Genomic DNA, 23,857 nt, shown 5'->3' with positions numbered 1-23,857 from the left:
TCCTCAATTGCGCCAGGCTTCCACCAGGGCGCAGATCGTTGCTGTCAGGGCAATCGGCTGGTCGATCATCACATGGTGATGCGCCGTGGGAATATCGACGAAGCGTGTTCCGGCGGGCATCGAGGCCTTTTGTTTCGTCAGCATGGTATCATCGACGATCGTGCTCAACTCGCCCCGCACGAAGGCAAGCGGGCACCTGGAGTTGCGCGCTTCATTCCAGCCGCTTTCGTATTCAAGCCGGCGAAACAGGTCCGGGTCGAAGCACCAGGTCCAGCGATCCCCATCCTTGCGGATGCCGGCACGCGCTATGGCATCCATCACATAGGGCGAACCCGGTGGCTGGTCTGGCGCCAAACGAAAACGGCCAACTGCATCGGCTTCGCTGGCATATTCGCGGCGCTTGTAAGAAATGGGGGAAACCGCACGGTTGTCTTCCACGATCTGGCTGTCGACGAACAGCGTGCCCATCAGGTGTTCGCCGTGGTCGTGCGCGACGATGGCCGCGGGCTTGCCACCGAAACTGTGCGCGACAAGCGCGGGGCGCCGCCCGCCCTCGATCAGTCCGCTGGCCTCGAGGACACCCTGGATCTCTCTGGCCATCTGGCGCACGGAATAGTGCTCGCGGCGGGCAGAGTTGCCCATCCCGGCCAGTGACATGGAGACCACGCGATATTGACGCGCCAGCAACTGAGCGACCGGAATCCACCAATGTGCATGCGCCATCGCGCCATGGACGAGCAACACCCCCTGTGCTTTCGGATCCCCCCAGGCCACGGTTTCAATGGCGCAGCCTTCCACATCGACGAAGATTTGCTCGTACGGCATGGCCAGAGCCTCCTCGAACCATTCCGGCGCGGGTGGCCGGGTACCGCCAAACACAGCGAGTGGCGGTGCGACCTTGCGGAAGGTCCAACTCGCTTTCTTCTGTTCAGGGTCTTTCGGTTCGCTCATCGGTAATTCTCGCAGGATCGGCCCGCACGTCAGCGCCGCCCGACGCGGCGCGTGAAGGCCCACTTCCGGGGTGTCAGGTGCTCTGCCGTAAGATGTCTGAGTGCGGCGGGCCAACCTGGATCCGCTCCTATCGCAGTCATGATGAAGGGGCGCGGCGCTGCGCCATGAAGGGTCTCTCGTTGTAACAACAGGGCTGCCCGTGCGGCAGGTGTTCGCATTCGCACCATGGTGGAGGCTCACAAATGACTGATCTGCGCGGTACCCTTTTCGATCTTTCCGGGCGCGTGGCATTGGTCACGGGCGGAAGTCGGGGCATCGGGCGGGCCTGTAGCGAGCGGCTGGCCCAGCACGGGGCGGACGTCGTTGTATGCGCGCGCAAGTCCAGCGATGCCGAAAGCCTTGTCGAACAGATCAATGCGCGCGGTGCGGGGCGGGCCCTGGCGGTGTCAGCAAACATTACGCGGGAAGGGGATCTCGAGGCGCTGGTGGACGAAGCCATCGGCGAATTCGGCAAGGCTGATATACTTGTAGCCAATGCAGGACTGCACATCCATGTTGGGCCGAGCGGGCAGATGAACGACGCCGTGTTGGAAAAGACGCTGGATGGCAACTTCAGGGCCCTGCACAGGCTATCGCAACGCCTGCTTCCTGCAATGGCAGCACAAGGCTGGGGCAGGATCATCAACATCGGTTCGATCGCTGCCCATTTCGGCAGCGGCATCTATCACAGCTACACGCTCAGCAAGGCGATCGCGATGCAGTACATCAGGAACATCGCGGTTGAATTCGGCGAAGCGGGCGTGCGGGCCAATACGATTTCACCAGGCCTAGTCCGCACCGAAATGGCCGGGGCCATATTCGATGACGCGCACGCTCTGGCCAAGGAGCTGACGCGGTCCACTGTTGGCCGGGCGGGCACGCCGGATGAAATCGCGGGCATGGTCGTGGCGCTTGCAGGCGCCGCGGGCAGCTATGTCAACGGGCAGGCCATTGCCGTCGATGGCGGGCAATCAATGCGCTACGTCGATTGACCCTTTCGACACGGCCTCATCGCCTATCAAGTAAGCGATATGCGGGCGTGACGGATTGGTCTCGGCACGCACGCTGCGCATAGTGCATCGCAGCGTATCCGTTGGACCGGAGCGCAGCATTTGGCGAAACGAGCGGTGAGACAGCACTGAGATGACGCAACCTTTGGAGGTATCCGGATTGGAAGTGGGGTTGGGCCATACCTTGCCCGAAGTGCTGGCCCATGCTGCACGCCGCTTTGGCGACAAGCCCTATGCAATCGAGGCGGATGGTACAGTCACCAGTTTTGCAGATTTCGAAAAGCGGGTGATCCGGGCGGGTTATGACCTGCTCGCGGCGGGGATCGAACCGGGGGACCGGGTCGGCGTGCTTGCCCCCAATTCCACCGGCTGGGCGGTTGCGGCGAGTGCTACCATGGCGATCGGCGCGATCATGGTCCCGATCAACACCCGCTTCAAGGGACCGGAAATCCGCTACGCGTTGGAAAAGTCGGGAGCCGCCGCACTGTTCACGGTCGGTGCGTTTCTGGGCACAGATTACCGGGCGATGGTCGTCAAGGCCTGCGGCGGGCCGGGACAGGAGCGGCCGACGGCTGATCTGGCGCATCTCAAGGCGATCATCAGGATCGACGATCCCGGTTTCGCGCCCGCGCAGATCACAGTGGCGGAGCGCACTCTTTATTCAGAGGCCGCCGCGCAAGTGACGCCGCAGACAACGGCGGACATCCTGTTTACCAGCGGCACCACCGGCATGCCCAAGGGGGCAATGCACGGGCACGGACAGGGGCTGTGGATGAGCCTCTACTGGGCCTGGTGCAATGACCTGCGCGAGGACGACTGCACGGCCATCGTCAATCCCTTTTTCCATTCGTTCGGATACCGCTCGGGCTGGGTCGCAGCCCTGCTCGTGGGGATGACCATGTATCCACTTGCTACCTTCGACCCGGGGGCGATGCTCGAATTGATTGAACGCGAACGCATCAGCCAGCTTTCTGGAGCGCCGGCCGTATTCTTTTCCCTCATGCAGCACCCCGATTTCGCCAAGCGCGACATTTCCTCGCTGCGCACCGGCCACACGGGGGGCGCCAAGACCCCGCCCGACATCATCCGCGCCGGATATGACACGCTCGGCTTCGATATCTTTCTGACGAGCTATGGCCAGACGGAATCGACCGCCATGATCTCCAGCAACAAGGCCGGTGATCCGCTGGATGCGATTATCGAGACGGTGGGGCGGCCGATCCCCGGTGTGGAAGTGCGCTTCGTGGATGCTGATGGGCAGGACGTGCCCGAAGGCGATCGCGGCGAATTGCTGGTGCGCGGTCCCAACGTGATGCAAGGATACTGGCGCGATCCCGAGCAGACGCGCAAGACCATCGATGCCGACGGATGGCTCCATACCGGCGACGTTTCGGCAATCGACGCGAATGGCCGGTTGCGCATTCTCGATAGACTGAAGGACGTCATCATTGTCGGTGGATTCAATGCGTACTCGGTCGAGATCGAGATCATGTTGGCGAAGCATCCGGCGATCTCGGAGGTGGCAATCGTGGGATTGCCCGATGAACGCTTGGGAGAAGTGACTGCTGCCTGCGTTATCCTGAAGCCGGCAGCTCAACTGACCTTGGATGACCTTAGTACCTGGGCGCGCGAACGCATGGCGAATTACAAGGTACCGCGGTTCTTGTTTGTTTTCGATGACTTTCCCCGGACGCCGCTGGGGAAAGTCCAAAAGTTCGAACTTCGCAAGCAAGCGTTGGAAAACATGGTAAGGGTGCCGTGAAATCGCTTGTGTGGGTCTTGCTGCTCAGATCGAAGCCACAGTCATGGAAAAGGGCCTGGCTGCAGCTTTGGGATCGGGCGATGTGGCCGTGCCGGGGACCCCAGATTAATCGCTTTGGCCGAGGCTGCGACATTGGAGGTGCTGCCCGTTGCATAGGATGAAGGTTGGACGAGCGTGGAACGCGTGGACATGCGGCATCTCGCGCCAACACCTGAGGGTGGCACGCTGCGGGTTCGTGCTGAACTGACCGACGTCGATGACCGGGCGTTCACATTTGCCGTCGCAGTGCTCGATGGAAATATCCTGGCAGGGGACGGCGCGATAGAGCGCTTCCTGGTCGAACACGAGACCTTTTTGCAGCCCGTGCAACAGCGCCGCAAGTAACTTCGGCGGCATTGTGCCGGGCAAGTGTTTCGAGGTTTGGCGTAAATGTTCGCCTGACCTGCAAGGGGGAGGGAAGACGCCCGACGGCGTCATTGCGGGTGCGGCAAGCCGTTGGACGGGAGGACGGTCGGCACACTTGTCGCCTCCAGGCTGGAAAAGTGAATCGCGCATTGGTTGCCGTTTTCAGTCTCAGCCATTCCAGCGCGCTTTGATGATGTCGAAGGAGTGTTTCCATGCCGATTAAAATCGAACCACTTTCCAATGATTTGCCTTTCGGCGCTCGCATTGTCGGCGTTACGCGCGAAAACTCGTGCGACAAGGAAGTGCGCAAGCAGATCAGCGAAGTCTTCGCTGAGCGTGGAATGATCGTTTTCGAAGAAATGGAGCCGACGAATGCGATGCAGGTCGCGCTCAGCGAAGCGTTCGGAGAGCTGGAAAGCCATGCACTGAGCGACGTGCCAATGGCCGACGAAGATGTGCGCGGCATGACCGACTTCAATTACGTGGACGTGTTCGAGGTCGATGGCGAAGAGCTGTCAGGCTGGATTCCGTGGCATTTCGATGCCTGCTACGCCAAAGAACTTAATCGTGGCGGCGTCTTACGGCCCATTTTGATCTCACCTGAGGGCGGCAGAACCGGCTTTGCCGATGGCGTACAGATGTACAAAGCCATCAATCCCGACTTGCGCGATTGTTTCGAACGGCTCGACATTATCTATCACTCGCATCTGATGTTCACCGAATTGAGGTTCGGCAAGCCTGAGTCATTCAGGGCGATCAATATCAGCAAGCCCATCGCGGACATGATTGCGAGAACCAAGTCCGAGCCGCGATCTGTCCATCCCGCTATCTGGCAACGAGAGACGGGCGAAAAGGTGCTGCACGTGGCGCCATGGCAGGCTGCCGGCATCGCAGGAATGGAAACGCCCGAGGGCGATGCTCTGTTGAATGAACTATTTGCCGAAATCGAGGCGAAAGTGCTGCCCTACTGGCACAGCTGGAAGCCGACTGACATGGTTATCTGGGACAACTGGCGCTTTCTACATTCAGTCAGTGGGAACCCCGCCAGATTTCCGCGGCGTATGCAACGTACCACTATCAAGGGCGACTACGGCTTCGGCCGCCTGGAAACTGCAGGATCCGCCGCTCCGGTTGGATTAAGTCTTTGAGCGCGGGCATCTTGTACTCACACATGCGGTCATAGCCAGGAGAGTAGATCATGATGCGTTATAAGCGCCTAGGACGAACGGGTCTGCGCGTGTCCGAAGCGGCATTGGGCACAATGAACTTTGTGAATAGCGATTGGGGAATAGACTCTGCGCAAAGTCGCAAGGTTTTGGACAGCTACGCATCTGCTGGCGGCGTGTTCCTCGATACAGCGCCCATCTATTCCGCAGGTGAGAGCGAGCGGCTCGTCGGAGACTTCATCAAGTCCGATCGCGACCATTTCGTGGTGGCAACCAAGTATGGTGTTTCCCATGCCGACGGCATCATGAAATCGGGTGCCAGTCGCAGGGAAATGATCCGTAGCGTGGAGGCCAGTCTTAAGCGACTGGAGACGGACAGGATCGATTTGCTCTACCTGCATTGGTGGGATGAAACTTGCGGCATCGACGAAGTGATGCGGACGTTTGACGATCTTGTCCGGTCAGGAAAGGTGCAATACGTCGCCTTGTCCAACACGCCCGCCTGGATCGTCAGCCGTGCACAGACGCTGGCCGAAACGGGAGACTGGACGCCCCTCGCCGCGATACAGGTCGAATTTAACCTTGCCCAGCGCGCGGCTGAAAGGGATCTCTTGCCGATGGCCCGCGAACTCGGATTGGGTTCCGTTGTTTGGGGGCCGTTGGCGGGGGGGCTCCTGGCTAGGCCTGAGGGGGGACCGCGTCAGAAGCGACGCGATGCCCAAGCGACTCCAGAGGCGCGGCGTATTGCCGATGTCGTCGGTGAATTGGCCGAGAAGCACCGGGTTGCACCCGCGTCGTTGGCTCTCGCTGGCTTGCTGCGAATGCCGTTTGGCAACGACGTCATTCCCATTATCGGTGCCAGTTCCCGCGAGCAGTTGGTTACTAACCTGGAATATCTTGAGTTAGCGCTCGAAGATGAAGATGTGCGTTCGCTGCAGGAAGCCAGCAAGTCCGCACGCGGTGTCCCACATGACATGCTGGCCAGCCCGACGATCAGGAACCTGTTGGTTGGAGGTTCCGGTCAAAGCCTGACACCCTAGCGTCATTGGCGCCCCGGGTCCTGTCAGATGGACTGTGCCGGTTGGCGGAGTTGCAGGACCACGGGTAGCGGCGCGACCCGCGCTCGTAGCGCGAAATTCGTCATGTCGTTAAGGAGGATGCGGCCGTAACTCGAAAAGGCGGGCGGATGATGAAGGTCATCCGGGGGCAGGCCCCGCCGGTACTTCTCGGCCGAAGACCCAAGGGGGGAATGGTTTTCCCCGCGCGCGGTCCATCAATTATTGTCCTGCGATGGTCGCGCGGCGGACATCCGGGCGTCGAGACATGTCTTGGGCCATGTGCCGGGCTTTTGGCCGAAGGCTTGGACAGAGCGCCAGCCGCCCGGATGCCCAAGGGAGAAAGTCGCATGACGCCCGTTTTCCGGTCAATATAATTGGAAGGGCACAGGGCGTTACAATCTTGTCATGCATCATGCGCCATCGGCACGCGGGGCTTGAAATGCAGGGCATCGGCCGTAGGCTCGTGCCCGCGCTGGGAATTCGCAGCGCCGAGGCGCGAGACCCTCGCTTGATCCTGACCTGTTCACCGGGCGCGATCGTGCATGCACGACGCCGGGTGGCCGGCGCGCATGTCCAGGCGCTCATCCAGCGCTAAAGGCGTCGGTGCATGGTCAAGCCGGGCTCTCCTGCGACGGCTTGTCCGGCGCCTCGCAGGAACCATCTCCATGGCTGCGGGCAGGGCAGACCCGCGTGCGTCCGGATCCCGGTCGCGCGCTACTGTAGCGGATCCAACGGAAGGGCGCGATGCGCGGTGCAACGACCGGCCATCGGCCGGCGAGCCGGTCGACGTTTCCGAGCTCTACAGGTCGGAATTGCCGCGCCTGCGCGGCTGGCTCGCCCTGCGCCTGCCTCACGACAGGGCCGCAGACCTTGTCCAGGCCGCGTTTGCGCGGTTGCTGGGCCTTGGCAGCGAGAGAATCGCCAAACTCGATCAGCCCCGGGCCTACCTCACGCGCATTGCCGGCAATCTCGTGCGCGACGAGGCGAGGATGGCCATGCGGCGGGCCCGCGATCTTCATGTCAACGCGGACGACTACGAGCTCGCCGCCGCCGATACCGTGGCGGCTCTGGAAGCTCGCGACATGCTCGTGCGCGTCGATGCCGCCCTGCAGACCTTGCCGGACCGGACGCGTGAAATCTTCATGGCCCATCGCTTCGAGGAAATGACCTACCCGGAAATCGCCGCGCGCATGGGGGTGAGCGTCAAGACGGTGGAAAAGCACATTTCGCTCGCCCTCAGGCATCTCCACCGATCGCTGGGGGAGGGGGCATGAGCGATGAAGAGGCCAACGGCGCCGCTGCACGGTCGCGGATGGACAAGGCGAGCGACTGGTTCGCGCGCATGCGCGGGCCGGACGCCTTTCGATCGCGCACCCGGTTCGAGGCGTGGCTTGCGGATCCGGACAATGCCCGTGCCTATCGCGAGATCGAACAGGTCTGGGCGGCGACGGGCAGGCGAAGACCTTCGCACAGCCGGCCCCGCGCGCGTGCCCGCCCCGGGGCGAGGCACCGCTACGCTCTTGCCGCGTCCCTTGGCCTCATCGCGATCATGCTCGCGCTGATACTGTTCACCAGCCGTCAATGGCGCGGTCAGGCCCTGCCGGCCACCGCCTATTCGAGCCACGTCGGAGAAATCCGGCAGGTCCGGCTGGCCGATGGCTCGCGGGTCACGCTCGACACGGCAAGCCGATTGTCTGTCGATTTCAGTCCTGGCAAGCGGCAGGTCGCCTTGCTCTCGGGCCGTGCGCGCTTCGATGTCGCGCACGATGCGACGCGGCCTTTCGTGGTGACCGCAGGGAACCGGGCCGTTGTCGCGCGCGGCACTGTCTTCGATGTCCGCATCGAGGGCGCAACGGTCGAAGTCACGCTTCTCAGGGGCAGCGTCGACGTCGAACGCCTGCAAAGCCGGGCCCCGCCCAGGCATCTGGCGCGCCTGCTTCCAGGCCAGCGGGCCGTCATGCGCGGCGCGGATCCGGCCGCGCAGGTGGATCGCGCCGCGAGCGGCGTGGCGGCCTGGACCAGCGGGCTGCTGCCGGCGGACCGCCTGCCGTTGTCCGCACTCCTCGCCGAGGCCAACCGCTACAGCCCGCGAAAGATCGTCCTGGCGGATCCGCAGCTTGGCCGCCTCAGGGTCACCGGCGCCTTCCGACCCGGCGATCCGGTCGCGCTGGCGGCCAAGCTTGGCGAAGCGCTCGATCTCGCCGTCACCGTGCGCAGCGATGGGTCCGTCCTCGTTGCCCGCAAGCCAGGTCGACCTGATTAATCTGAATTCTTGCGTAGGGTATTCGGCCCCAGCGTCGTCAATCGCCTCCGAACACAATCATCCGGACGGGCACGGGCCCTTCGCGGACAGGGAGGATACCATGACGACACGCAATAACGGCAAGGCCGGGATCACGCGGCTTCTCTTGCTGGCAACGGCCCTTGCAGGTGCCACGCCGGCCTGCGCCCAGGCGAACGACGGCGCGCCCTACGACCTTCCGGCCCAGCCGCTGGGCAGCGCGCTGGCGGCGCTGGCGCAGCAGGCCGGCGTCGAGATCATCGCGCCCGCCGACCTGGTGGACGGTCTCGTCGCGCCGCCGCTTCACCAACGCCTGACGGCCGCAGAGGCGATCCGGTACCTGCTGCGCGGCAGCGGGCTCGTCGTCAGGCAGGTCGGCGGCGCCTACATCGTCAAGCGCGCATCCGGCAGCTCGGTCGCTTCCGGCGCCGCCCTCGCAGGAGACGAGATCGTCGTGACCGGTTCGCGCATCCGCGGGGCGCCGATCGCCTCTTCGGTCGTCACCATCGATGCCGAGCAGATGCGCGATGCGGGCCATGCCTCGCTGGCCGATGTCGCTCGTGCGATCCCGCAGAACTTCGGAGGCGGACAGAACCCCGGGGTGGGCATGAACGTGCCGGAAGCCAACGGCGCCGACATCGGCGGCGGATCCTCGATCAACCTTCGCGGCATCGGAAGCGATGCGACGCTCACGCTGCTCAACGGCCACCGCCTGCCCTATTCCTCGGCCGTGCAGAGCGTGGATATCTCCGCGATCCCCTTCGATGCGGTCGAGCGCATCGAAATCGTCGCCGACGGCGCTTCCGCGATCTACGGTTCGGACGCCGTGGCGGGCGTCGCCAACGTGATCCTGAGGGGCGACTACGACGGTCTTCGCACCAGCGCACGCCTTGGCGGTTCGACCGATGGCGGCAACTTCCAGCAGCAGTACTCCGCGCTTGCCGGGCACACCTGGGCGACGGGCGGGCTTCTGGCCGCCTACGAGTTTTCCCGATCGACCCGGATCACCGCCGATGAGCGCGATTACGCGGCCGATACCGCTCCCGGTGTCACGCTCTATCCCTATCTCAAGCATCACAACATCCTGCTGTCCGGCCATCAACGCCTGGCGCCGGGCGTCACGGTGTCGCTCGATGCGCTTTACAACAGGCGCTGGAAGAAAAGCACGTTTCCCCTGAATTTCGAGGGTGATCTCGATGCCAGCCGGCTGGTGAGCAATACGCATTCGAACTCCTTCGCGCTGGCTCCGTCGCTCCAGATCGAGATCGGCTCTTCCTGGCGCGCCGAAGTGCAGGGGCACTACGGCAAGGACAGGGTTCACTTCGGTCCGACAGGCTACCTTGGCGACATCGTCATCCCCGGCGGGGAGAACTGCTATTGCAATGAAGGCAAGGGCGCGGAGATCGGAGCAGGCGGCCCCCTGTTCGCGCTCCCGGGAGGAAGCGCCCAGCTGGCTCTCGGCCTGGGGTGGCGCGCAAACCGCCTGACGCGCACGAGCTCGCTCTACGCGGAGCGCAGGCTCTCGGTCTCCCAGGACAGCTACTACGGATACGGCGAAGCGACGCTGCCGCTGGCCGCGCCCGCGCAGCACATCGCCGGCCTCCATCGCCTCGATCTCAACGCGGCGCTGCGCTACGAGCGCTATCCCGGCATCGACGAGGTGGTGACCCCCAAGCTGGGCCTGGTCTACGCGCCCGTAGCGGGCTTCACGCTCAAGGCCAGCTGGGGCAGGTCGTTCCGGGCGCCTACCCTGATACAGCTGCACATGGTCCGCGGCGCCACCCTCGTTCCGGCCCAGCTCGTCGGCGGCAGCGATTACCCGGCAGGGGCCACGGCGCTGCTGCTTGCCGGCGGCAACCGCGATCTCAAACCCGAACGGGCCACGAGCTGGTCGGTGACCTCGGTGCTCGAACCGGCACCGCTGGAAGGACTGCGCCTCGAAGTGAGCGCCTTTCATGTCCGGTATCGCGACCGCATCGTCACCCCGATCCTCTTCCTGTCCCGCGCGCTGAGCGACCCGGCCTTCGCCGATGTCGTCAATTCCGCGCCGAGCCCGGCCGATGTTTCGGCGGTCCTCGCGCTGGCCGACCAGTTCACGGATATCACCGGGGGTGCCGATCCGCAGGCCGCTGCAGCCATCATCGACAATCGCTACGCCAATGCCGCGCGCCAGACGATCGCGGGCGTGGACCTGTTCGCCAGCTATCATGCCGATCTCGGTGCAGGCGCGCTCGACCTCGGCGCCAACGCCAGTCTTCTCGACTCCAAGCAGCAGCGGGGGCCGGCGCAGCCGGTGAGCCGGCTTTCCGGCACGATCTTCAATCCGCCCGGGTTCAGGGCAAGAGCCAGTGCGGCCTGGAGCCTGCGCGGGGTGAACGTGCTTGCCGCGGTCAACTACACGGGCGGCGTCAGCGATGCCCGCTACGATCCCGTCGTCGATGTCGCGGGCATGACGACGGTCGACCTCACGGTGCGCTACCGGCCGCAAGGCGGCTGGGCAAAGGGTTTCGACTTCACGGCCTCGGTACAGAACGCCTTCAATGCCAGGCCCGACACGATCCGCACGACACTCTACTACGACACGCCCTACGATTCGACGAACTACTCGCCGATCGGGCGCTTCGTCAGTCTTGCCGTCGCCAGGACCTGGTGATGGGGCTTCTCGCCACACGGCGGCGTGCTGTCCTTGCGCTCGGAGTGCTCATTGGCGGTGCCGGGGCAGGCGCAGGTCCCGTCCATGCCGCCTGCGAGACGGTTCTGCCCGCCGGATCGGCCCGGCCGCATAAGGTCGAGCAAAAGCGGCTTGTGACGCCCGAGGACCTCGCCGGGCTGCGCGACATCGGCCAGCCCGATGCCGTGTCGATCCCGCCCGTGAGCCCGCTTGCCGTATCGCCCGACGGGAAACGCCTCGCCTTCGTCATCGCCCGCCCGGTCCCGGGCACGAATAGCTGGTGCCGGGCCCTGGTGGTGATGGATATCCGCCCCGGAGCGCGCCCCCGGATCGTCGATCGCGGCGGCACCTACATGGGCCAGTCCTATCCATCGCGCGGCCTGATGGTGAATTCCGGATATCCCGAACCGGTCGTTCCGCACTGGTCGCCCGACGGGCGGGCCATTGCCTATCGAAAGCGGATCGGCGGGCATACGCAGGCCTGGATCGCGGCCGCCGACGGCAGCGGATCGCATGCCGTCGGCGGCCTGGCGGACGACGTGGAAACGCTGGCCTGGAGCGAGGACGGCAAGCGTCTCCTCGCCTCGACCCGTCCGGGCCTGGCCCGCGAAAGCCGGCAGATCGCAGGCGAGGCCGGGAGCGGATATCTCTACGACGACCGCTTCGCGCCCAACGATGCGCCGCGTCCCGCGCTCGCCGGGCCGCAGCCCCTGGCCTTTCTGTCCGCCGACCTGCAATCGGGGCGGGTCGGTCCCGCCATGCCGGCCGATGCGCGCCGGCTTGCTCCCGATCTCGAACCCGGGGTTGCGGCCGCTCTCGTGGCAGCGGGCCCGCAAGGACGTCTGGCCTGGCTGGAACCGGAAACAAAGGCCTTGGCATCCCCCATGAGGCTCCATGCCAGGTCGCCTCGAGGCAAGCCCGTTACGTGCGGCGCACAGGCCTGTCAGGGATCGATCCCGTCGCTTCTTTGGCTGGGTAAGAGCATCGTCTTTACCCGCAGGGAGGGATGGGCCAGCGAAAGGATGTCCCTTCTTCGCTGGACGCCGGGGGAGGTCGCACCCCGGCGTATCGTATCGGGCGAGCGTCTGATCCACGGTTGCGTTGCTTCCGGGCCCCGGCATGCCGGACTCGTGTGCCTCGTGGAGGACGCGGTCACGCCGCCGCGTATCGAAGCGATCGATCCCGCGAGCGGCCGCAGGCAAGTCCTGTTCGATCCCAATCCGCAGTTCGCGGCGATCCGGATGGGCAGCGTTCGCCACCTCCACTATCGCAACGCCTTCGGGCTGAAGGTTCGCGCAGACCTGGTGCTTCCCCCCGGATACACGGGAGGGCGCATCCCGCTCGTCGTCGTCCAGTACCACAGCCGCGGGTTCCTGCGCGGTGGGACCGGCGATGAATACCCGATCCAGGCCTTTGCCGCCCGTGGCATGGCGGTGCTCAGCCTCGAGCGGCCCCGCTCGGTCGGCATCGCCGATCCGAATGCCGTGACAGCGCAGCAGGTCAACGCCGCCAACGAGCGGGACTGGGCGGACAAGCGCAGCCTGCTGAGCGCGATCGATACAGGGGTGAAGGAGGCCGTTCGCCTGGGGATCGCGGACCCGCGGCGCATCGGCATTACCGGCCTCAGCGACGGCGCGACGACGACGGCCTTCGCCCTCGTGAATTCGGACATGTTCGCGGCGGCTGCCATCAGCAGCTGCTGCCTCGAGCCGCACTCGACGATGATCTACGGCGGCCCCCGCTGGGCGGAGACGCTGCGCGACATGGGCTATCCCCCGCTCGCGAAACCGGATCCGGATTTCTGGAAAGCGATGTCGCTCGCGGCCAATGCCGATCGTCTCCATGTGCCGCTGCTGATGCAGCTTGCCGACCGCGAATATCTCCTGGCCCTGGAAAGCTGGGCCGCGCTCAAGGCGCACGGGGATCCTGTCGAGATGTACGTCTTTCCGGACGAATATCACATCAAGTGGCAACCGGCGCATCGCCTGGCCATCTATCGCCGCAACCTCGACTGGTTCGACTTCTGGCTGGCGGGGCGGCGCGATCCCGATCCCTCCAAACACGATCAGTATCGCCGCTGGGACGCGATGAAGACGCAGCCGTGAATCCTGCATCGGGCCGGGCTGGCCGGTGTCGGTGCCTGTCGCCTTTTCGGGCAGCCGCCGACCGCTTCATGTGTTGGTAAGGTTGTCCAGCGCTTCGTCCTGCAAGCTTCGAAGCCAGGCCTCCACATCGGCGACCTGCATCAACCGCAGGTGCGCGTTACCCCGAACCGGCCCCGGGCGAGACAGCACGGCGGACACGGCCTCGCGATCGAGAAGGCCCTGCGACGCGAGCAGCCCTTCGCACAGAAGGTCCCTCAGGGCCTTGCGGTTGGTCTCGTAGAGCCGGGTAACGAATCCGTCCGGCGTCCCCTTGGTGCGGCGCCATGCCACTTCGCGCGGCAGGTCCGGTGCAAAGGCGGCCCGGGCCACGGCCCGGTTGTAGCCACCCTGGAACCACAGCCAGCTGGGAACCGACAGGCACAGCTCGACCAGGGGCTGGGCCATCAGGGGCGCCCGCTCGCAGACCGTCGCTTCGCGCGTCTCCAGCAGGTTCCCGACGGCGACAAGGAGCGCCACGTGTGCTGCCGATCCCGGCAGGCACGCGCGCGGGGCCGCCAGCCAGCGATGGGCGGGCCGGCCGGCAAGATCCAGCGCATGGCGGGTCAGGAACCGCTCCTGGCGCGGCCAGGGCCAGTCCGGCTTGGCAAGCCACGCCTGGACGGCGGCCTTGCGCAGGAGCGTCGGCAGGCCCGTTTCGGTGAGCTGTGCCATCGACACAGCCGTCCGCAAGGCGCCCCCTCGCGGGCCTTCGACGCGAAGTCGATCGGCAATCGGCCGCGCGGATTGCAGCGAGCAGAACAGGTTGTCGCCGCCGCCGCCGTCGAAAACGACCTGCGCGCCATGGGCTCGCGCGGCGGCCGCCTTGCACTGGCGGGTCGCCTGATAGAAGCCGCGCGCGACCGGACGCGCCTGTCCGGCGGCATGCGATATCGAAAGGTCGACATGGGCGGCATCGTGCGCAGCCTCGACAAGCGGCACGTCGAGCGCCCTGGCGACCATGCGGGCATGGTCCCGCTCGTCGCCGGCGGAATCGCCGGTGGTCAGGTTGAGGCAGGTGACGTCGCAGCGGCTGGCCGCCAGGCATGCGGCAAGAATCGAGGAATCGAGGCCCCCCGACAGCATGCTCACGATCGGGCCCGCATCGCGAGCCTGCGCGCCCAGGACCGCGATGGCCGTTTCCCGCAGTTGCTGCGCGGCCGCCTGGAAGCGGTTCCCGGCATCATCCGGAACCGCGCGCGGCCATGTCACCGGCTCGGGCGCGAACGACCACGGGGACCACGCTTCCTCGCGCGAGAGGCCTTGCCGGGAAATCACGAGGCGTTCGCCCCAGAGCACTTCCTCGATGCCTTCGCGGCAGCTGGCATGCACGCGAAGCCCGTCGCTGGCGAGAAAGGCTGCGACCGCGTTCCAGTCGGCCGGGAAGGCCTTGCCGGTTGCCGCGCGAAGAAGCGCGAGATCGGAGGCAACCAGGGTAATGCCGCGCCAGTCGCAGCGCAGGCAGTCGAGGTGTCCCAGCGGCGCGCGCAGGACGAAGGCCCGCTGCGCCTCACTGTTGTCGAGAAAGGCGACATAGTCACCCCAGTATTCCCGGATCAGGCGCGCGCCCCGGGTCGAGACGATCAGCGCGCTTTCCATCTCGTCGGGGCAGGGCATTGCCAGAACCGATGGAGGCCGAGCGTGGATCGGTCCCAGGATTGCGCCGCGGTCCGATGCGAGAAGGACCGGTGCAGGGCAATTGCTGAGGACATCGAGACGCGGTGTTGCCAGGACGCGCTTCAGCCCGCAGCGGACCTCGAGCCGCTGCGCGATCTCGCGCTTCACGCCGAACGGATCGCTCGCGCCTGCAAGCGCCAGGTATCGCGGGTATCTCATAGCCGACGGATCGGGGTGAAGGGCATGGCCGCCTCGAGACGGTCATTGACGATCCAGCCGTCGGCCTCGACCCAGCAGTGCGCCTTGAAGGGATCGAGCTTCACGGCGAAGACCACTTCGGCCGCGATACCGCGGCGGATGAGGTAGCGGCACATCGCCAGGGATCGCGGAAGGCACTGGTCGTGATGCGTCGCGAGGAGCGCCAGCGTCTCGAAAGCGCGGGCGATGGCCGCCATGTCGAGATCGCTCGCACGCGCACCCGGTCTCGCGCGCAGGCCGGCCAGGTCCGAGAGGACATGGGCGAGGCCGTCCTTGCGAAGGTCGCGGCGCGCCCGCGACAATGCCCGGGCGAGGCCAGGCAGATGGCGCAGCCCGCTGCGGGCCGCCGCCGCGTCGAGAAGGCTCCTCGATGCAATGCCGGAAGGGCAGGCGGCAAGCGATGTGCTGCCTTCGCCGCGCCTCTCGACGAGAAGCCCCCGCGCGCGCAGGTCGTCGATGGCGCGGTCCGGCGCAGTGCCGGGATCGTCCAGCAGCGACGCGAATGCTGCTTCGCGTTCGGCGTCGAGGCAGAAGTAGCGGTCACGCCCCAGATCCATGAAGACGTGGCGGCCGCCGATCCTGCAGAACGAAACCGAGGGGGAGAGGCAAAGTGTCACGGGATGGCCGGGAAGGACACGCGGAAGCCCGCAGGCTCCCGCGTGCCGATCGCCTCAGTCGTCGAGAATGCCGGCGACGGGCTGGTGGAGCTGGAGGTCGAACTGCGGGCCGATGCCGCCGCAGGTTTCCACGCTGACAGCGCCCAGCTCGATCGTGCCGTCGTCTTCGCGGCCGGTTTCTTCACGTTCCATGATGGTCTCCTTTCGTTTGCGCCGCCCAATGCGGCAATCCAAACCTGGGAAAGACTGGCGGCTATAGGAATTAAATATTTGGAATATAGAGCGATTGTCTGCCGCCTGTATTCATCCTGGGCCTTGACCAGGCGTCGTCAGAAGCGGCGCGAGCCGCACGACGCCCGCGACCCTGCGCCGGTGGTAGGCGCCGATCTGGCGGCGCAGGTCGCCGGTCGCTCCTGCCGCCCAGGCCCCGCGCATGGATGCGACTTCATCCCAGCTTGCCGCGATCGCCTCGGCTTCGACGCGCCGGACGGGATGAAGCCGGTCGCTCGCGTGCTGCACGGCCCGGGCAAGCTGCCGGCTTGCTGCGCTTGCGGCGATCTCCCGGAACAGCCCGGCGACGGCACTCGCAACGTCGCGGTCGCCGGCGTTGGCCTCGGGATCGCCTGCCCGACTGTCCTGGCGGGACAGGACGCCGGGATCCGGCACGGCGGAACCCCCGGCCTTGCGCAACGCGAGCAGGAGCAGGTCGCGGTTCCATTCATAGAGGTCGCGCAGGTCCGCTTCGGATGGCACGGGGACGTGAAATCCGTCATGCGCCCGCGCATGGACCAGGTCCTCTCCCAGCAGGCGGTGCAGCGCATCGCGCACCGGGGTGGGGCTTGCGCCCAGTTCGCGGGCGAGCCGCGCCGGATCGAGCCGGTCTCCGGGGCGAAGATCGCCATGCTTGAGCTCGCGCTTGAGGGCCGCGTAGACCCGTTCGGCCGTGAGCCCGGGGCTCACGGCGTCTTCCGCTCCGCGCGGGCATGCTCCCTGGCCACGTGTCCGGCCACCATCATGGCCTGCTCGCCCGTGAGCGCGTCGATGGCAGGCAGGTTGTCGGGCACCGGATCGCCAAGCAGGACCGAAGGGCACTGCCCCTCGTAATTGCCGAGGTTGGGCCGGTGCTGGCGATAGCCGGCGAGCGCGGCCAGATCGGCGGGAAAGTCGCGCGCGACATGCGGCGGGTAGGCGAGCCAGGGGTTCTCGTAGGGCTTGAGCCAGCCGAGCGAATAGCCAATGACGATGCCGCGGCGCGGATGCGCGCTGAGGTTGGCTCCGGCGCGGTGAAGGGTCGATCCCAGGAAGGCGATGGCGTCGCCGGGCTCGCAGCATATCGGCATCCCGTTATCGGCATGGGCCTCGTCGAGCGCCCGGATCCCGTGCGATCCCGGCCAGATGTGCGTCGCGCCGTTTTCCGCCCGGAACGGGGTGAGGGGCCACATCACGTTGACGAGATATTCGATCCGGCCCTTTTCCCCCGCCCACATGTCCTGGTCGCGATGCGGCACTTGCGCGATCTCGCCGGGATGGACCTCGATCGCCTGCATGACGTTGAGCTGGATGCAGTCGCACCATGGGCCCAGTACGCGCGAAACGAGCGCCACGATGGCCGGATGCCGTGCCATGGCGTGCGAGGAGGGCGCGCGCACGAGAAGGCGGCCGAAGCGCTTGGTCCGGTTGCCGTAGAACCCGCCCCGGCACATCGGTGTCTTCTCGAATGTGCCCGAGATGGTCGCGTCGAGATCGGCCACTTCCGACCCCGACAGCAGGCCGCGCATGACGCAAAAGCCGTTCCGCTCGATTTCCTCGGCCGCGATGGACGGCGCCGGCGCGTTGCGGGGCGAACAGGTCCGGTGGTCCAGGGATGTCATGGTGTCGGCTCCTTCCTCTCAGGCTGCCCGCGGGACCGGCGATTCCAGGACGTCACCGCCCGACCAGATGCCTCCGGCCTCCAGCAGGCCCGGCGTCGTCCCGTCGATGTCGATGGCAAGGGCCGCCAGCATTGCCCCGTCGCGGATCTGCGGGGCGCCGAGCGCACGGCAATGCCAGCCGAAACTGAGGACCTGCTGGAACCAGGCCATTTCGGCGACGCCCGTATAGCGCTCGATGCCGCGGGCGAGGGCATGGGCGACGAGCGCCGAGACCAGCTGGTTTCGCGCCTCGCGGCGCTCGCTGGCCCTGAGGTCGCGTTCGAGGCAGAAGCGGGTGATTTCCCGAATGGCCGGTCCCCGCGGAACCGGACCGTCGCTGAGCCGGGGAAACAGGTCCCCCAGGATGTGCGGCCGGGTCGTCTCGAGCAGGCGCGCCGAGGCCCGGTGGCGGCCCAGCTCGTCGCTGACAACGATGTAGGTCGCATGGGCATCGTCGAAGCCGTCGAGCTCCCAGCTGCCGCCCAGGACCGGCACGTCCCACTTGAGCAGGTCCACGAAGACCCGTTTGCGCGCTTCGAACATCGCGCGCAGAATGGCGCCCTGCGCCTGTGTGCCTGCATCAATCGTATGGATCATTCCAGTTCCCCTTGCTCGAGACAGGACCGCAGTCGAGCAGGGAAGGGGGCTGCGCGGTATCCCTAGAATCAGGGGGATTTTTCTCCGTCGCGGCGCCGCGGGGGCAGGGGCGCCTCGAATGCGCGGTCAGAAGGCCAGCGGCGCCAGGTCATCGATGCACAGCTCGCCTGCCGCGAGCAGGCAGACAACCAGTTGCGTGCGATTGCTTGCCCCCAGCCGCGCCCGGGCATCGCGCATGTACTCCATGACCGTTTGGACGCCGATCCCCAGCCTCTGGGCGATCGACCGGTCCGACAGACCGCGTCCGGCAAGGGCAATGCACTGGCGCTGGCGCTCGCTGACGCGCGGCCTGTCGTGCCTGTCCGTGCTCCGGCGCAGGTTCCGCGCGCCCTCGAAGGCGCCCATGCCGACGATCTGTGCCCAGGGCAGAACGTCTTCGGGCAGCTCCGCCCCGCGCGGCACCACGAAGGTGCACGATCCCCTGGCTTCGCCGGGAACATGCGCGGGAACCGTGACGCCGTCGCCCAGCCCCGCGTGGCGGCCCTTTTCGAGTACATGGTAATCGTGCCGGTTGAGCGGGATGAGCCGGGGCACCTCGTGCCAGTAGAACCCGCGCGCGACGACATGGCTCGCCCGGTGGATGGGATCGCACAGGCCAAGCCGGTTGGCCAGGTACCAGTCTTCCCAGGTCTCGGGATAGTTGTGAATGCGCATCGCGTCGGGCGAGCGCGCGAAATCGACGTGGTGCGACAGCGCGAAATAGCCGAGTCCCATCTCGCCGCAAGCCTGGACCAGGGCATCCTTGAGATCGCCCGGCGACCGGACAGCCGAAAGGCTGCGGGCGAACTCGGCGGCAACCGAAGCAATGTACATCTTTACGCGACGCCGGCCGGTCATGGCGCGCTCTCGCTGCGCGGCACAGGCCCGGCCGCCTTTCATGTCCGGCCGGTTCGTGCGCTCCCAGGCGCGCACTGCGGCAGCATGGTCGAGGCGAGGAAAAAGGGTCGGCAAGTCTACGTCAAGGTAGCGTCTCCCTGCAGGAGGCTGTTCTCGTGACAGGCAATTAAGTTCCAATTCGTCCGACTTGACAATTATATTGTGTTTATATTCGGCAGGGATTGAACCGACGTGTCTGGAACCACGCAACCCGGGCGGGACGGGGCTGGCCCGTCGACCCATGTCTGGCACGCCGGCGCGGCAGGCCGCGCGGCCGGGATGATCGCCCGGTTCGCCGGCCGGATGCGCGAGGCGGTGACCACCGGCGATCTGGTGCGCCTGCTCGATGACGGCGCGTGCGTGCTCGGTTTTCCGTACCATGCGCTGGTCCAGCACGCCGACCTTGCCCGGCCGCCCCGGCATCTCGTCTTCCTGCAGAACTACCCCGCCTGCTGGGTAGAGACGTTCGCCCGCCAGGGGCTCCACCGCCACGATCCCGTGCAGCTGCTGGCAAGCCGCCGGCCCGGCAGCTTCGCCTGGCGGGACATGCCGCGGCTGCTGCAGCTGACGGCAGCCAACCGGCAGGTCATGAACGATGCGCTTCGCGCCGGGCTCGGCGAGGGCTTTACCGTGCCGCTGCACGTTCCCGGCGTACGCTCTGCCAGTTGCTCCTTCGCGGTGCATCCGGGCGAGCCTCTTCCCGTCGACTCGCTGCTTGCCGCGGAAATTCTCGCCCACGGCATCTTCTCGGCGCTGTTCGACATCCTGCTGGCTCCCCGGCGGCGCGCCATCGCGCATCTCGCCCCGCGCGAACTGGAATGCATCCGGCTCATGGCCCAGGGCAAGACCGACTGGGAGATCGGCACCATCCTCGGGCTCGCCGAGGAAACCGTCAAGACCTACCTCAAGTCCGCCCGCGAACGCTTCGGGGTCGCGCGGCGGACCCAGCTGGCCCTGGCGGCCGTCAGCCACGGTCATGTGAGCCTCGACGAACTGGTGACCTGGCAATAGCCCCGAAAGGGGGGATGGTCTCCCGGCCCTGCCTCGGCCGACATGGCGGCTTCCGTCGGGCAGGGAGGCGACGATTGGCCGCCGCGGCGGAAGGCAGGGGCGTCGATCCCGGGAGCGCAGCATTCCTGCTTCCCGCGACCGGGCCCGCTCGAGCCCCGAGGAGCACGCCATGACCGAGGACGAAACCACCCGCAGTCACCCGGCCGGACAGACCAGCCCGTTCCTCAATACGGCGCAGGCCGCGCAATACCTGCGTCTTGCCCCGCGCCGCCTGGAGCGCATGCGCGTACGTGGCGGCGGGCCGCCCTTTCGCCGTCACGCCCGGCTTGTCGTCTATCACCTCGACGACCTCATGGCCTGGTCGAACGCATCGCGTTCGGAGCGGGCCGGTGAATAGGACCTCCCGCGCGCCGGCCGACGCCGCGCACGCGCGCGGCGGCCGCCGAGGGCCGGCCAGGACCGCTCTTGCTGCCGGCGTAGCCAGCGGCCTGCTGGGCGCGACCATGGCCGTGCCATTCGCGCCGTTGCTCGTCTGGAATGCCAGCGACAGCGCGCCGGTCGGGCTCTACGCGGTCGCGCCCGGCATGGCCGTGCACCGCGGCGACTATGCCATTGCCTGGCTTCCCGAGCGGTTCCGCCGCCTGGCTGCCCGGCGGCGCTATCTTCCCTTCGAGGTCCCGCTCGTGAAGAAGGTGGCCGCGGAAAAGGGCGCGCGTGTCTGCGCCTCCGGGAACCGGATCACCGTGAAGGGAAGCCCGGTCGCCTTGCGCCGGGGCAGGGACCTGCGCGGCCGCCTCCTGCCGCGCTGGAAAGGGTGCCTTGTCCTGGCGCGCGGCGAAGTCTTCCTGCTCAGCCGCAATCCGCGCTCGTTCGACAGCCGCTATTTCGGGCCGGTCGCCGGAAAGCGCGTTGTCGGCAGGGCATGGCCGCTATGGACCCGTTGAGGATCCTCGCCGCGGGCCTGGCGCTCGCCATGGCCGGCATGGCGCGGGAGGGCCGGGCCGGGGAGGCCGCCGATCCGGCACATGCGCCGCCGGGCGGGCGCTGGGCGGCCTACGTCGGCGAAGCGTCGTCGCGCTTCGGCATTCCTGCCGCCTGGATCGCCCGGGTCATCGCCGCCGAGAGCGCAGGGCGGACCGAGCTGGATGGTCGCCCGATCGTCTCGCGCGCCGGCGCGATGGGGCTCATGCAGCTCATGCCGGGGACCTGGGCCGCTATGCGCGAGCAGCTCGCCCTGGGCGCCGATCCGCACGATCCGCGCGACAACATCATGGCCGGAAGCGGCTATCTGCGGCGTCTCTACGACCGGTTCGGCTATCCGGGGCTCTTCGCCGCCTACAATGCCGGCCCGCACCGCTACCGCGCGTACCTTGCCACAGGCCGGCCGCTGCCCGGGGAAACACGTGCCTATCTCGCCCAGCTAGGGGTAAGGCTTCGTGCTCGCGGGCAAGCAGCCGGGGCCCCGTCCGGCGCCGGAGCCGGCGCGGTCATCTTCTTTGCGACCGGTTGCGGTCGAAACGCGAGCAAGCAAGCTGCCGGGCTTGCCGGAGGCCTGTTCGCCTATCGCCGTGCCGGAAAGGCAGGCACCTGTCCGGAATCCGACCCGTCCCCGGGCAAGGACCAGGCGCAAACCGCAGCGGGCGAGCGGGTCAGCGAAGCCGCGCGGTAGCCTTCTTCCAGCGGCGTTCGTCCGGCCAGGGCAGTTCGAAGTCGCCTGCTTGCCAGGGCACCGCCTCGAGCCTGTCGGGCCGGACCTTGCGCCGCTCGCGCGAAGCGCAGACCCGGCACCAGAAGCGTAACCGTGCCGCCGTGAACCGGTCGTCCCAGCCCCGCCTCTCGAAATGCCACCACAGGCCGTGCGCCTCGAAGCGCGCGGCATGCCCGCACCGGCAGGTCAGCCCGATCGACTGCTGGAACGTGGCCGCCTCGAGAATGCAGGTGGGGAGCATTACCCCGGTGCGGGACCAGCGCACGGTACACATCGAGTCGGGAGGGCAATCATGAGAACGTATGTAGAACAATTCATGCGCCGCGTGCAGGCGGATTGACACACCGGCCCCGCCGACCATGCTTGCGGCGTGTGCAACCTCTATCGCATGACCGCCCCGCGCGAAGCCGTCGCCGCGCTGTTCGGAGCCGAACCCGGCGTTCCGGTGAACTTCGCCGAAGAGGTCTACCCCGGCTATCCCGGACTGGTCGTGGCCGATGGCGCGCTGCGCAGCATGACCTGGGGCTTCCCGCTGGTGCTGAAGAGCAGGAAGACCGGGCAGCCGCTCAAGCCCAAGCCGGTCAACAATGCCCGCGAGGACAAGCTCCACACCGCATTCTGGCGAGACAGCTTCGAGAACCGGCGCTGCCTTGTCCCGGTCTCGGCCTGGGCCGAGGCGGACGGCGAAAAAGGCCGCATGACGCGGACCTGGTTCGCTCCTCGCGACGCCGGACCCTTCGCCGTTGCCGGGATATGGCGTGACACCGACGCCTGGGGCCAGGCCTATTCGATGGTCATGGTCGACGGCTGTCCGCAAATGGCCGGCGTCAACGACCGCATGCCCACGATCCTTGCACGCCGGGACTGGCGACGCTGGCTGCAAGGTACCCCCGCCCAGGCTTTCGCCCTGTGCCGGACGTGGGCCGGGCCGCTCGCCGTCGAGCGCACCCGGCAGCCCTGGGCAAGAGCACGCAGCGGAACGCTGCTGTAGCGGGCAGGCAGCGGTGCGTTCGATGTGCCGGAAGGTGTGTAAAGTGTAACTTTACACTTGCGTTTCGGGCGACGGGACCTTATACGATAAGTCGTGGACATCGAGAGCATCACCCACAAGGCGCTGCGCACGTTCGTCGAGACCGGCCGGGCCAAGGGCGTGATCGAGCCGGAGCGCATTCGCCGGATGATCGCTTTCATTGCCGCGGCCGGATCGTTCGAGGAACTCGCCGTGCCGCCGAACTTCGGCTTTCATGCCCTGACCGGCAATCGGGCCGGCACCTACGCCATGACCGTTACCCGGAACTGGCGGCTGACATTCACCAGGATCGACGAACAGACCATCGCCGATCTCGATCTGGAGGACTACCACTGATGGCGATCAAGGTTCATCCCTCGTTCCACGTCCATCCGGGACCCTGGCTGCGCGACGAGATGATCCTGCCGCGCGGCCTCAGCGTGACCCGGGCGGCCGAGCATCTCGGCGTGACGCGGCCCGCCATGAGCAACCTGCTCAACGGGCGGGCAGGGCTTTCCGCCGACATGGCGCTGCGCTTCGAGAAGGCCTTCGGCGTTTCCGCGGACACGCTGATGCGCATGCAGTCGGCTTACGAGCTCGCCCAGGCGCGCGAGCACGAGAACGAGATCCGGGTCCGGCGCTTCGACGAAGCGGCCTGACGCCCGCGGCCCGTGTCGCGGCAGCGTCATGGGCCGTGGCCAGTCCATCCT

At 66.5% G+C, this 23,857-nt stretch carries 24 protein-coding genes and 1 pseudogene; 16 read left to right on the top strand and 9 right to left on the bottom strand.

What is annotated here, in order from left to right; translation table 11 throughout:
* Positions 1 to 3: 3 nt before the first annotated feature.
* Entirely contained in the window at positions 4 to 1,014 is a 1,011-nt protein-coding gene (locus LK12_RS22315; protein WP_197063626.1) for an alpha/beta fold hydrolase, read from the bottom strand.
* A 179-nt stretch (positions 1,015 to 1,193) separates the two neighbouring features.
* Between LK12_RS22315 and LK12_RS22310 the strand changes: the two genes are divergently transcribed.
* The 9 genes and pseudogenes from LK12_RS22310 (at position 1,194) to LK12_RS22265 (ending at position 13,448) form a co-directional block, all read left to right on the top strand.
* Positions 1,194 to 1,982, top strand: a complete 789-nt coding sequence (locus tag LK12_RS22310) for an SDR family NAD(P)-dependent oxidoreductase (protein WP_039290050.1) — start codon at positions 1,194 to 1,196, stop codon at positions 1,980 to 1,982.
* Between the two features lie 151 nt (positions 1,983 to 2,133).
* Complete coding sequence (locus LK12_RS22305; protein WP_052223711.1) at positions 2,134 to 3,762, top strand: AMP-binding protein; 1,629 nt, start codon at positions 2,134 to 2,136, stop codon at positions 3,760 to 3,762.
* Positions 3,763 to 3,933: 171 nt separating this feature from the next.
* Positions 3,934 to 4,146 (top strand): annotated as a pseudogene (locus LK12_RS24035) (thioesterase family protein); the annotation flags it as partial.
* Between the two features lie 233 nt (positions 4,147 to 4,379).
* On the top strand, positions 4,380 to 5,315 hold the full coding sequence (locus tag LK12_RS22295) for a TauD/TfdA dioxygenase family protein (RefSeq protein ID WP_039290044.1): 936 nt from the start codon (positions 4,380 to 4,382) through the stop codon (positions 5,313 to 5,315).
* A 50-nt stretch (positions 5,316 to 5,365) separates the two neighbouring features.
* Positions 5,366 to 6,373, top strand: a complete 1,008-nt coding sequence (locus LK12_RS22290) for an aldo/keto reductase (protein ID WP_197063625.1) — start codon at positions 5,366 to 5,368, stop codon at positions 6,371 to 6,373.
* A 683-nt stretch (positions 6,374 to 7,056) separates the two neighbouring features.
* A complete protein-coding gene (locus LK12_RS22280; RefSeq protein ID WP_052223709.1) occupies positions 7,057 to 7,665 on the top strand; it encodes an RNA polymerase sigma factor in 609 nt (202 codons plus the stop codon).
* On the top strand, positions 7,662 to 8,654 hold the full coding sequence (locus LK12_RS24030) for a FecR family protein (RefSeq protein ID WP_052223708.1): 993 nt from the start codon (positions 7,662 to 7,664) through the stop codon (positions 8,652 to 8,654). Before LK12_RS22280 ends, LK12_RS24030 begins: the two co-directional genes overlap by 4 nt.
* Positions 8,655 to 8,754: 100 nt before the next feature.
* A complete protein-coding gene (locus tag LK12_RS22270; protein WP_039290038.1) occupies positions 8,755 to 11,325 on the top strand; it encodes a TonB-dependent receptor in 2,571 nt (856 codons plus the stop codon).
* Complete coding sequence (locus LK12_RS22265; RefSeq protein ID WP_052223707.1) at positions 11,325 to 13,448, top strand: Atxe2 family lasso peptide isopeptidase; 2,124 nt, start codon at positions 11,325 to 11,327, stop codon at positions 13,446 to 13,448. The genes LK12_RS22270 and LK12_RS22265 overlap by 1 nt, the downstream gene beginning before the upstream one ends.
* 66 nt (positions 13,449 to 13,514) lie before the next feature.
* On the opposite strand, the gene LK12_RS22260 is transcribed toward LK12_RS22265, so the two are convergent.
* From LK12_RS22260 to LK12_RS24390, 7 genes are all read right to left on the bottom strand, one after another.
* Positions 13,515 to 15,320 carry an asparagine synthase-related protein gene (locus tag LK12_RS22260; RefSeq protein WP_052223706.1) on the bottom strand — a complete coding sequence of 602 codons (1,806 nt, stop codon included), beginning with the start codon at positions 15,318 to 15,320 and terminating at the stop codon, positions 13,515 to 13,517.
* Positions 15,317 to 15,916: a lasso peptide biosynthesis B2 protein gene (locus tag LK12_RS22255; RefSeq protein WP_039290033.1), complete on the bottom strand. Its 600-nt coding sequence runs from the start codon at positions 15,914 to 15,916 to the stop codon at positions 15,317 to 15,319. The genes LK12_RS22260 and LK12_RS22255 overlap by 4 nt, the downstream gene beginning before the upstream one ends.
* Before the next feature lie 114 nt (positions 15,917 to 16,030).
* Entirely contained in the window at positions 16,031 to 16,168 is a 138-nt protein-coding gene (locus LK12_RS24780) for a benenodin family lasso peptide (protein ID WP_156135585.1), read from the bottom strand.
* A gap of 111 nt (positions 16,169 to 16,279) precedes the next feature.
* On the bottom strand, positions 16,280 to 16,936 hold the full coding sequence (locus tag LK12_RS22250) for a GntR family transcriptional regulator (protein ID WP_052223705.1): 657 nt from the start codon (positions 16,934 to 16,936) through the stop codon (positions 16,280 to 16,282).
* Positions 16,933 to 17,847, bottom strand: coding sequence for a phytanoyl-CoA dioxygenase family protein (locus tag LK12_RS22245; protein ID WP_052223704.1), 915 nt, complete (start codon positions 17,845 to 17,847; stop codon positions 16,933 to 16,935). The genes LK12_RS22250 and LK12_RS22245 overlap by 4 nt, the downstream gene beginning before the upstream one ends.
* Positions 17,848 to 17,865: 18 nt before the next feature.
* Positions 17,866 to 18,483 carry an acyl-homoserine-lactone synthase gene (locus LK12_RS22240; protein ID WP_039290030.1) on the bottom strand — a complete coding sequence of 206 codons (618 nt, stop codon included), beginning with the start codon at positions 18,481 to 18,483 and terminating at the stop codon, positions 17,866 to 17,868.
* A gap of 126 nt (positions 18,484 to 18,609) precedes the next feature.
* Positions 18,610 to 19,494 (bottom strand): LuxR family transcriptional regulator, encoded by an 885-nt coding sequence (locus LK12_RS24390; protein ID WP_052223703.1) that lies wholly within the window; start codon positions 19,492 to 19,494, stop codon positions 18,610 to 18,612.
* 204 nt (positions 19,495 to 19,698) lie between these two features.
* On the opposite strand from LK12_RS24390, the gene LK12_RS24775 reads away from it, so the two are divergent.
* The 4 genes from LK12_RS24775 to LK12_RS22215 all read left to right on the top strand — a co-directional run bounded on the left by LK12_RS24775 (position 19,699) and on the right by LK12_RS22215 (position 22,099).
* Positions 19,699 to 20,430, top strand: coding sequence for a helix-turn-helix transcriptional regulator (locus LK12_RS24775; protein ID WP_052223702.1), 732 nt, complete (start codon positions 19,699 to 19,701; stop codon positions 20,428 to 20,430).
* A gap of 169 nt (positions 20,431 to 20,599) precedes the next feature.
* The gene (locus LK12_RS22225) at positions 20,600 to 20,827 is read left to right on the top strand and encodes a helix-turn-helix transcriptional regulator (RefSeq protein WP_039290027.1); all 228 of its coding nucleotides are present in this window, start codon (positions 20,600 to 20,602) and stop codon (positions 20,825 to 20,827) included.
* Positions 20,820 to 21,374, top strand: coding sequence for a S26 family signal peptidase (locus tag LK12_RS22220; protein WP_039290024.1), 555 nt, complete (start codon positions 20,820 to 20,822; stop codon positions 21,372 to 21,374). Before LK12_RS22225 ends, LK12_RS22220 begins: the two co-directional genes overlap by 8 nt.
* Entirely contained in the window at positions 21,362 to 22,099 is a 738-nt protein-coding gene (locus tag LK12_RS22215; RefSeq protein ID WP_052223701.1) for a lytic transglycosylase domain-containing protein, read from the top strand. The genes LK12_RS22220 and LK12_RS22215 overlap by 13 nt, the downstream gene beginning before the upstream one ends.
* Here the strand turns inward: LK12_RS22215 and LK12_RS22210 are convergent.
* Entirely contained in the window at positions 22,080 to 22,412 is a 333-nt protein-coding gene (locus tag LK12_RS22210) for a hypothetical protein (protein ID WP_039290190.1), read from the bottom strand. The two genes, LK12_RS22215 and LK12_RS22210, sit on opposite strands and share 20 nt — an antisense overlap.
* A gap of 96 nt (positions 22,413 to 22,508) precedes the next feature.
* Between LK12_RS22210 and LK12_RS22205 the strand changes: the two genes are divergently transcribed.
* The 3 genes from LK12_RS22205 (at position 22,509) to LK12_RS22195 (ending at position 23,806) form a co-directional block, all read left to right on the top strand.
* Positions 22,509 to 23,129 carry an SOS response-associated peptidase gene (locus LK12_RS22205; protein WP_039290022.1) on the top strand — a complete coding sequence of 207 codons (621 nt, stop codon included), beginning with the start codon at positions 22,509 to 22,511 and terminating at the stop codon, positions 23,127 to 23,129.
* 93 nt (positions 23,130 to 23,222) lie between these two features.
* A complete protein-coding gene (locus tag LK12_RS22200) occupies positions 23,223 to 23,504 on the top strand; it encodes a type II toxin-antitoxin system RelE/ParE family toxin (RefSeq protein ID WP_039290020.1) in 282 nt (93 codons plus the stop codon).
* The gene (locus LK12_RS22195; protein ID WP_039290018.1) at positions 23,504 to 23,806 is read left to right on the top strand and encodes a HigA family addiction module antitoxin; all 303 of its coding nucleotides are present in this window, start codon (positions 23,504 to 23,506) and stop codon (positions 23,804 to 23,806) included. Before LK12_RS22200 ends, LK12_RS22195 begins: the two co-directional genes overlap by 1 nt.
* The last annotated feature ends 51 nt before the right edge of the window (positions 23,807 to 23,857 follow it).

It is taken from the genome of Novosphingobium malaysiense (assembly GCF_000802225.1).
GTDB lineage: Bacteria > Pseudomonadota > Alphaproteobacteria > Sphingomonadales > Sphingomonadaceae > Novosphingobium > Novosphingobium malaysiense.
The sequence above is the reverse complement of the archived record's forward strand: the minus strand, read 5'-3'. Positions and strand labels throughout refer to the sequence as shown.

Coding starts and splice junctions, on each gene's coding strand:
- LK12_RS22310 (WP_039290050.1), top strand. CDS start 1,194: ATGACTGATCTGCGCGGTACCCTTTTCGATCTTTCCGGGCGCGTGGCA.
- LK12_RS22305 (WP_052223711.1), top strand. CDS start 2,134: ATGACGCAACCTTTGGAGGTATCCGGATTGGAAGTGGGGTTGGGCCAT.
- LK12_RS22295 (WP_039290044.1), top strand. CDS start 4,380: ATGCCGATTAAAATCGAACCACTTTCCAATGATTTGCCTTTCGGCGCT.
- LK12_RS22290 (WP_197063625.1), top strand. CDS start 5,366: ATGATGCGTTATAAGCGCCTAGGACGAACGGGTCTGCGCGTGTCCGAA.
- LK12_RS22280 (WP_052223709.1), top strand. CDS start 7,057: ATGGCTGCGGGCAGGGCAGACCCGCGTGCGTCCGGATCCCGGTCGCGC.
- LK12_RS24030 (WP_052223708.1), top strand. CDS start 7,662: ATGAGCGATGAAGAGGCCAACGGCGCCGCTGCACGGTCGCGGATGGAC.
- LK12_RS22270 (WP_039290038.1), top strand. CDS start 8,755: ATGACGACACGCAATAACGGCAAGGCCGGGATCACGCGGCTTCTCTTG.
- LK12_RS22265 (WP_052223707.1), top strand. CDS start 11,325: ATGGGGCTTCTCGCCACACGGCGGCGTGCTGTCCTTGCGCTCGGAGTG.
- LK12_RS22260 (WP_052223706.1), bottom strand. CDS start 15,320: ATGAGATACCCGCGATACCTGGCGCTTGCAGGCGCGAGCGATCCGTTC.
- LK12_RS22255 (WP_039290033.1), bottom strand. CDS start 15,916: ATGGATCTGGGGCGTGACCGCTACTTCTGCCTCGACGCCGAACGCGAA.
- LK12_RS24780 (WP_156135585.1), bottom strand. CDS start 16,168: ATGGAACGTGAAGAAACCGGCCGCGAAGACGACGGCACGATCGAGCTG.
- LK12_RS22245 (WP_052223704.1), bottom strand. CDS start 17,847: ATGACATCCCTGGACCACCGGACCTGTTCGCCCCGCAACGCGCCGGCG.
- LK12_RS22240 (WP_039290030.1), bottom strand. CDS start 18,483: ATGATCCATACGATTGATGCAGGCACACAGGCGCAGGGCGCCATTCTG.
- LK12_RS24775 (WP_052223702.1), top strand. CDS start 19,699: ATGATCGCCCGGTTCGCCGGCCGGATGCGCGAGGCGGTGACCACCGGC.
- LK12_RS22225 (WP_039290027.1), top strand. CDS start 20,600: ATGACCGAGGACGAAACCACCCGCAGTCACCCGGCCGGACAGACCAGC.
- LK12_RS22215 (WP_052223701.1), top strand. CDS start 21,362: ATGGACCCGTTGAGGATCCTCGCCGCGGGCCTGGCGCTCGCCATGGCC.
- LK12_RS22210 (WP_039290190.1), bottom strand. CDS start 22,412: ATGTGTACCGTGCGCTGGTCCCGCACCGGGGTAATGCTCCCCACCTGC.
- LK12_RS22195 (WP_039290018.1), top strand. CDS start 23,504: ATGGCGATCAAGGTTCATCCCTCGTTCCACGTCCATCCGGGACCCTGG.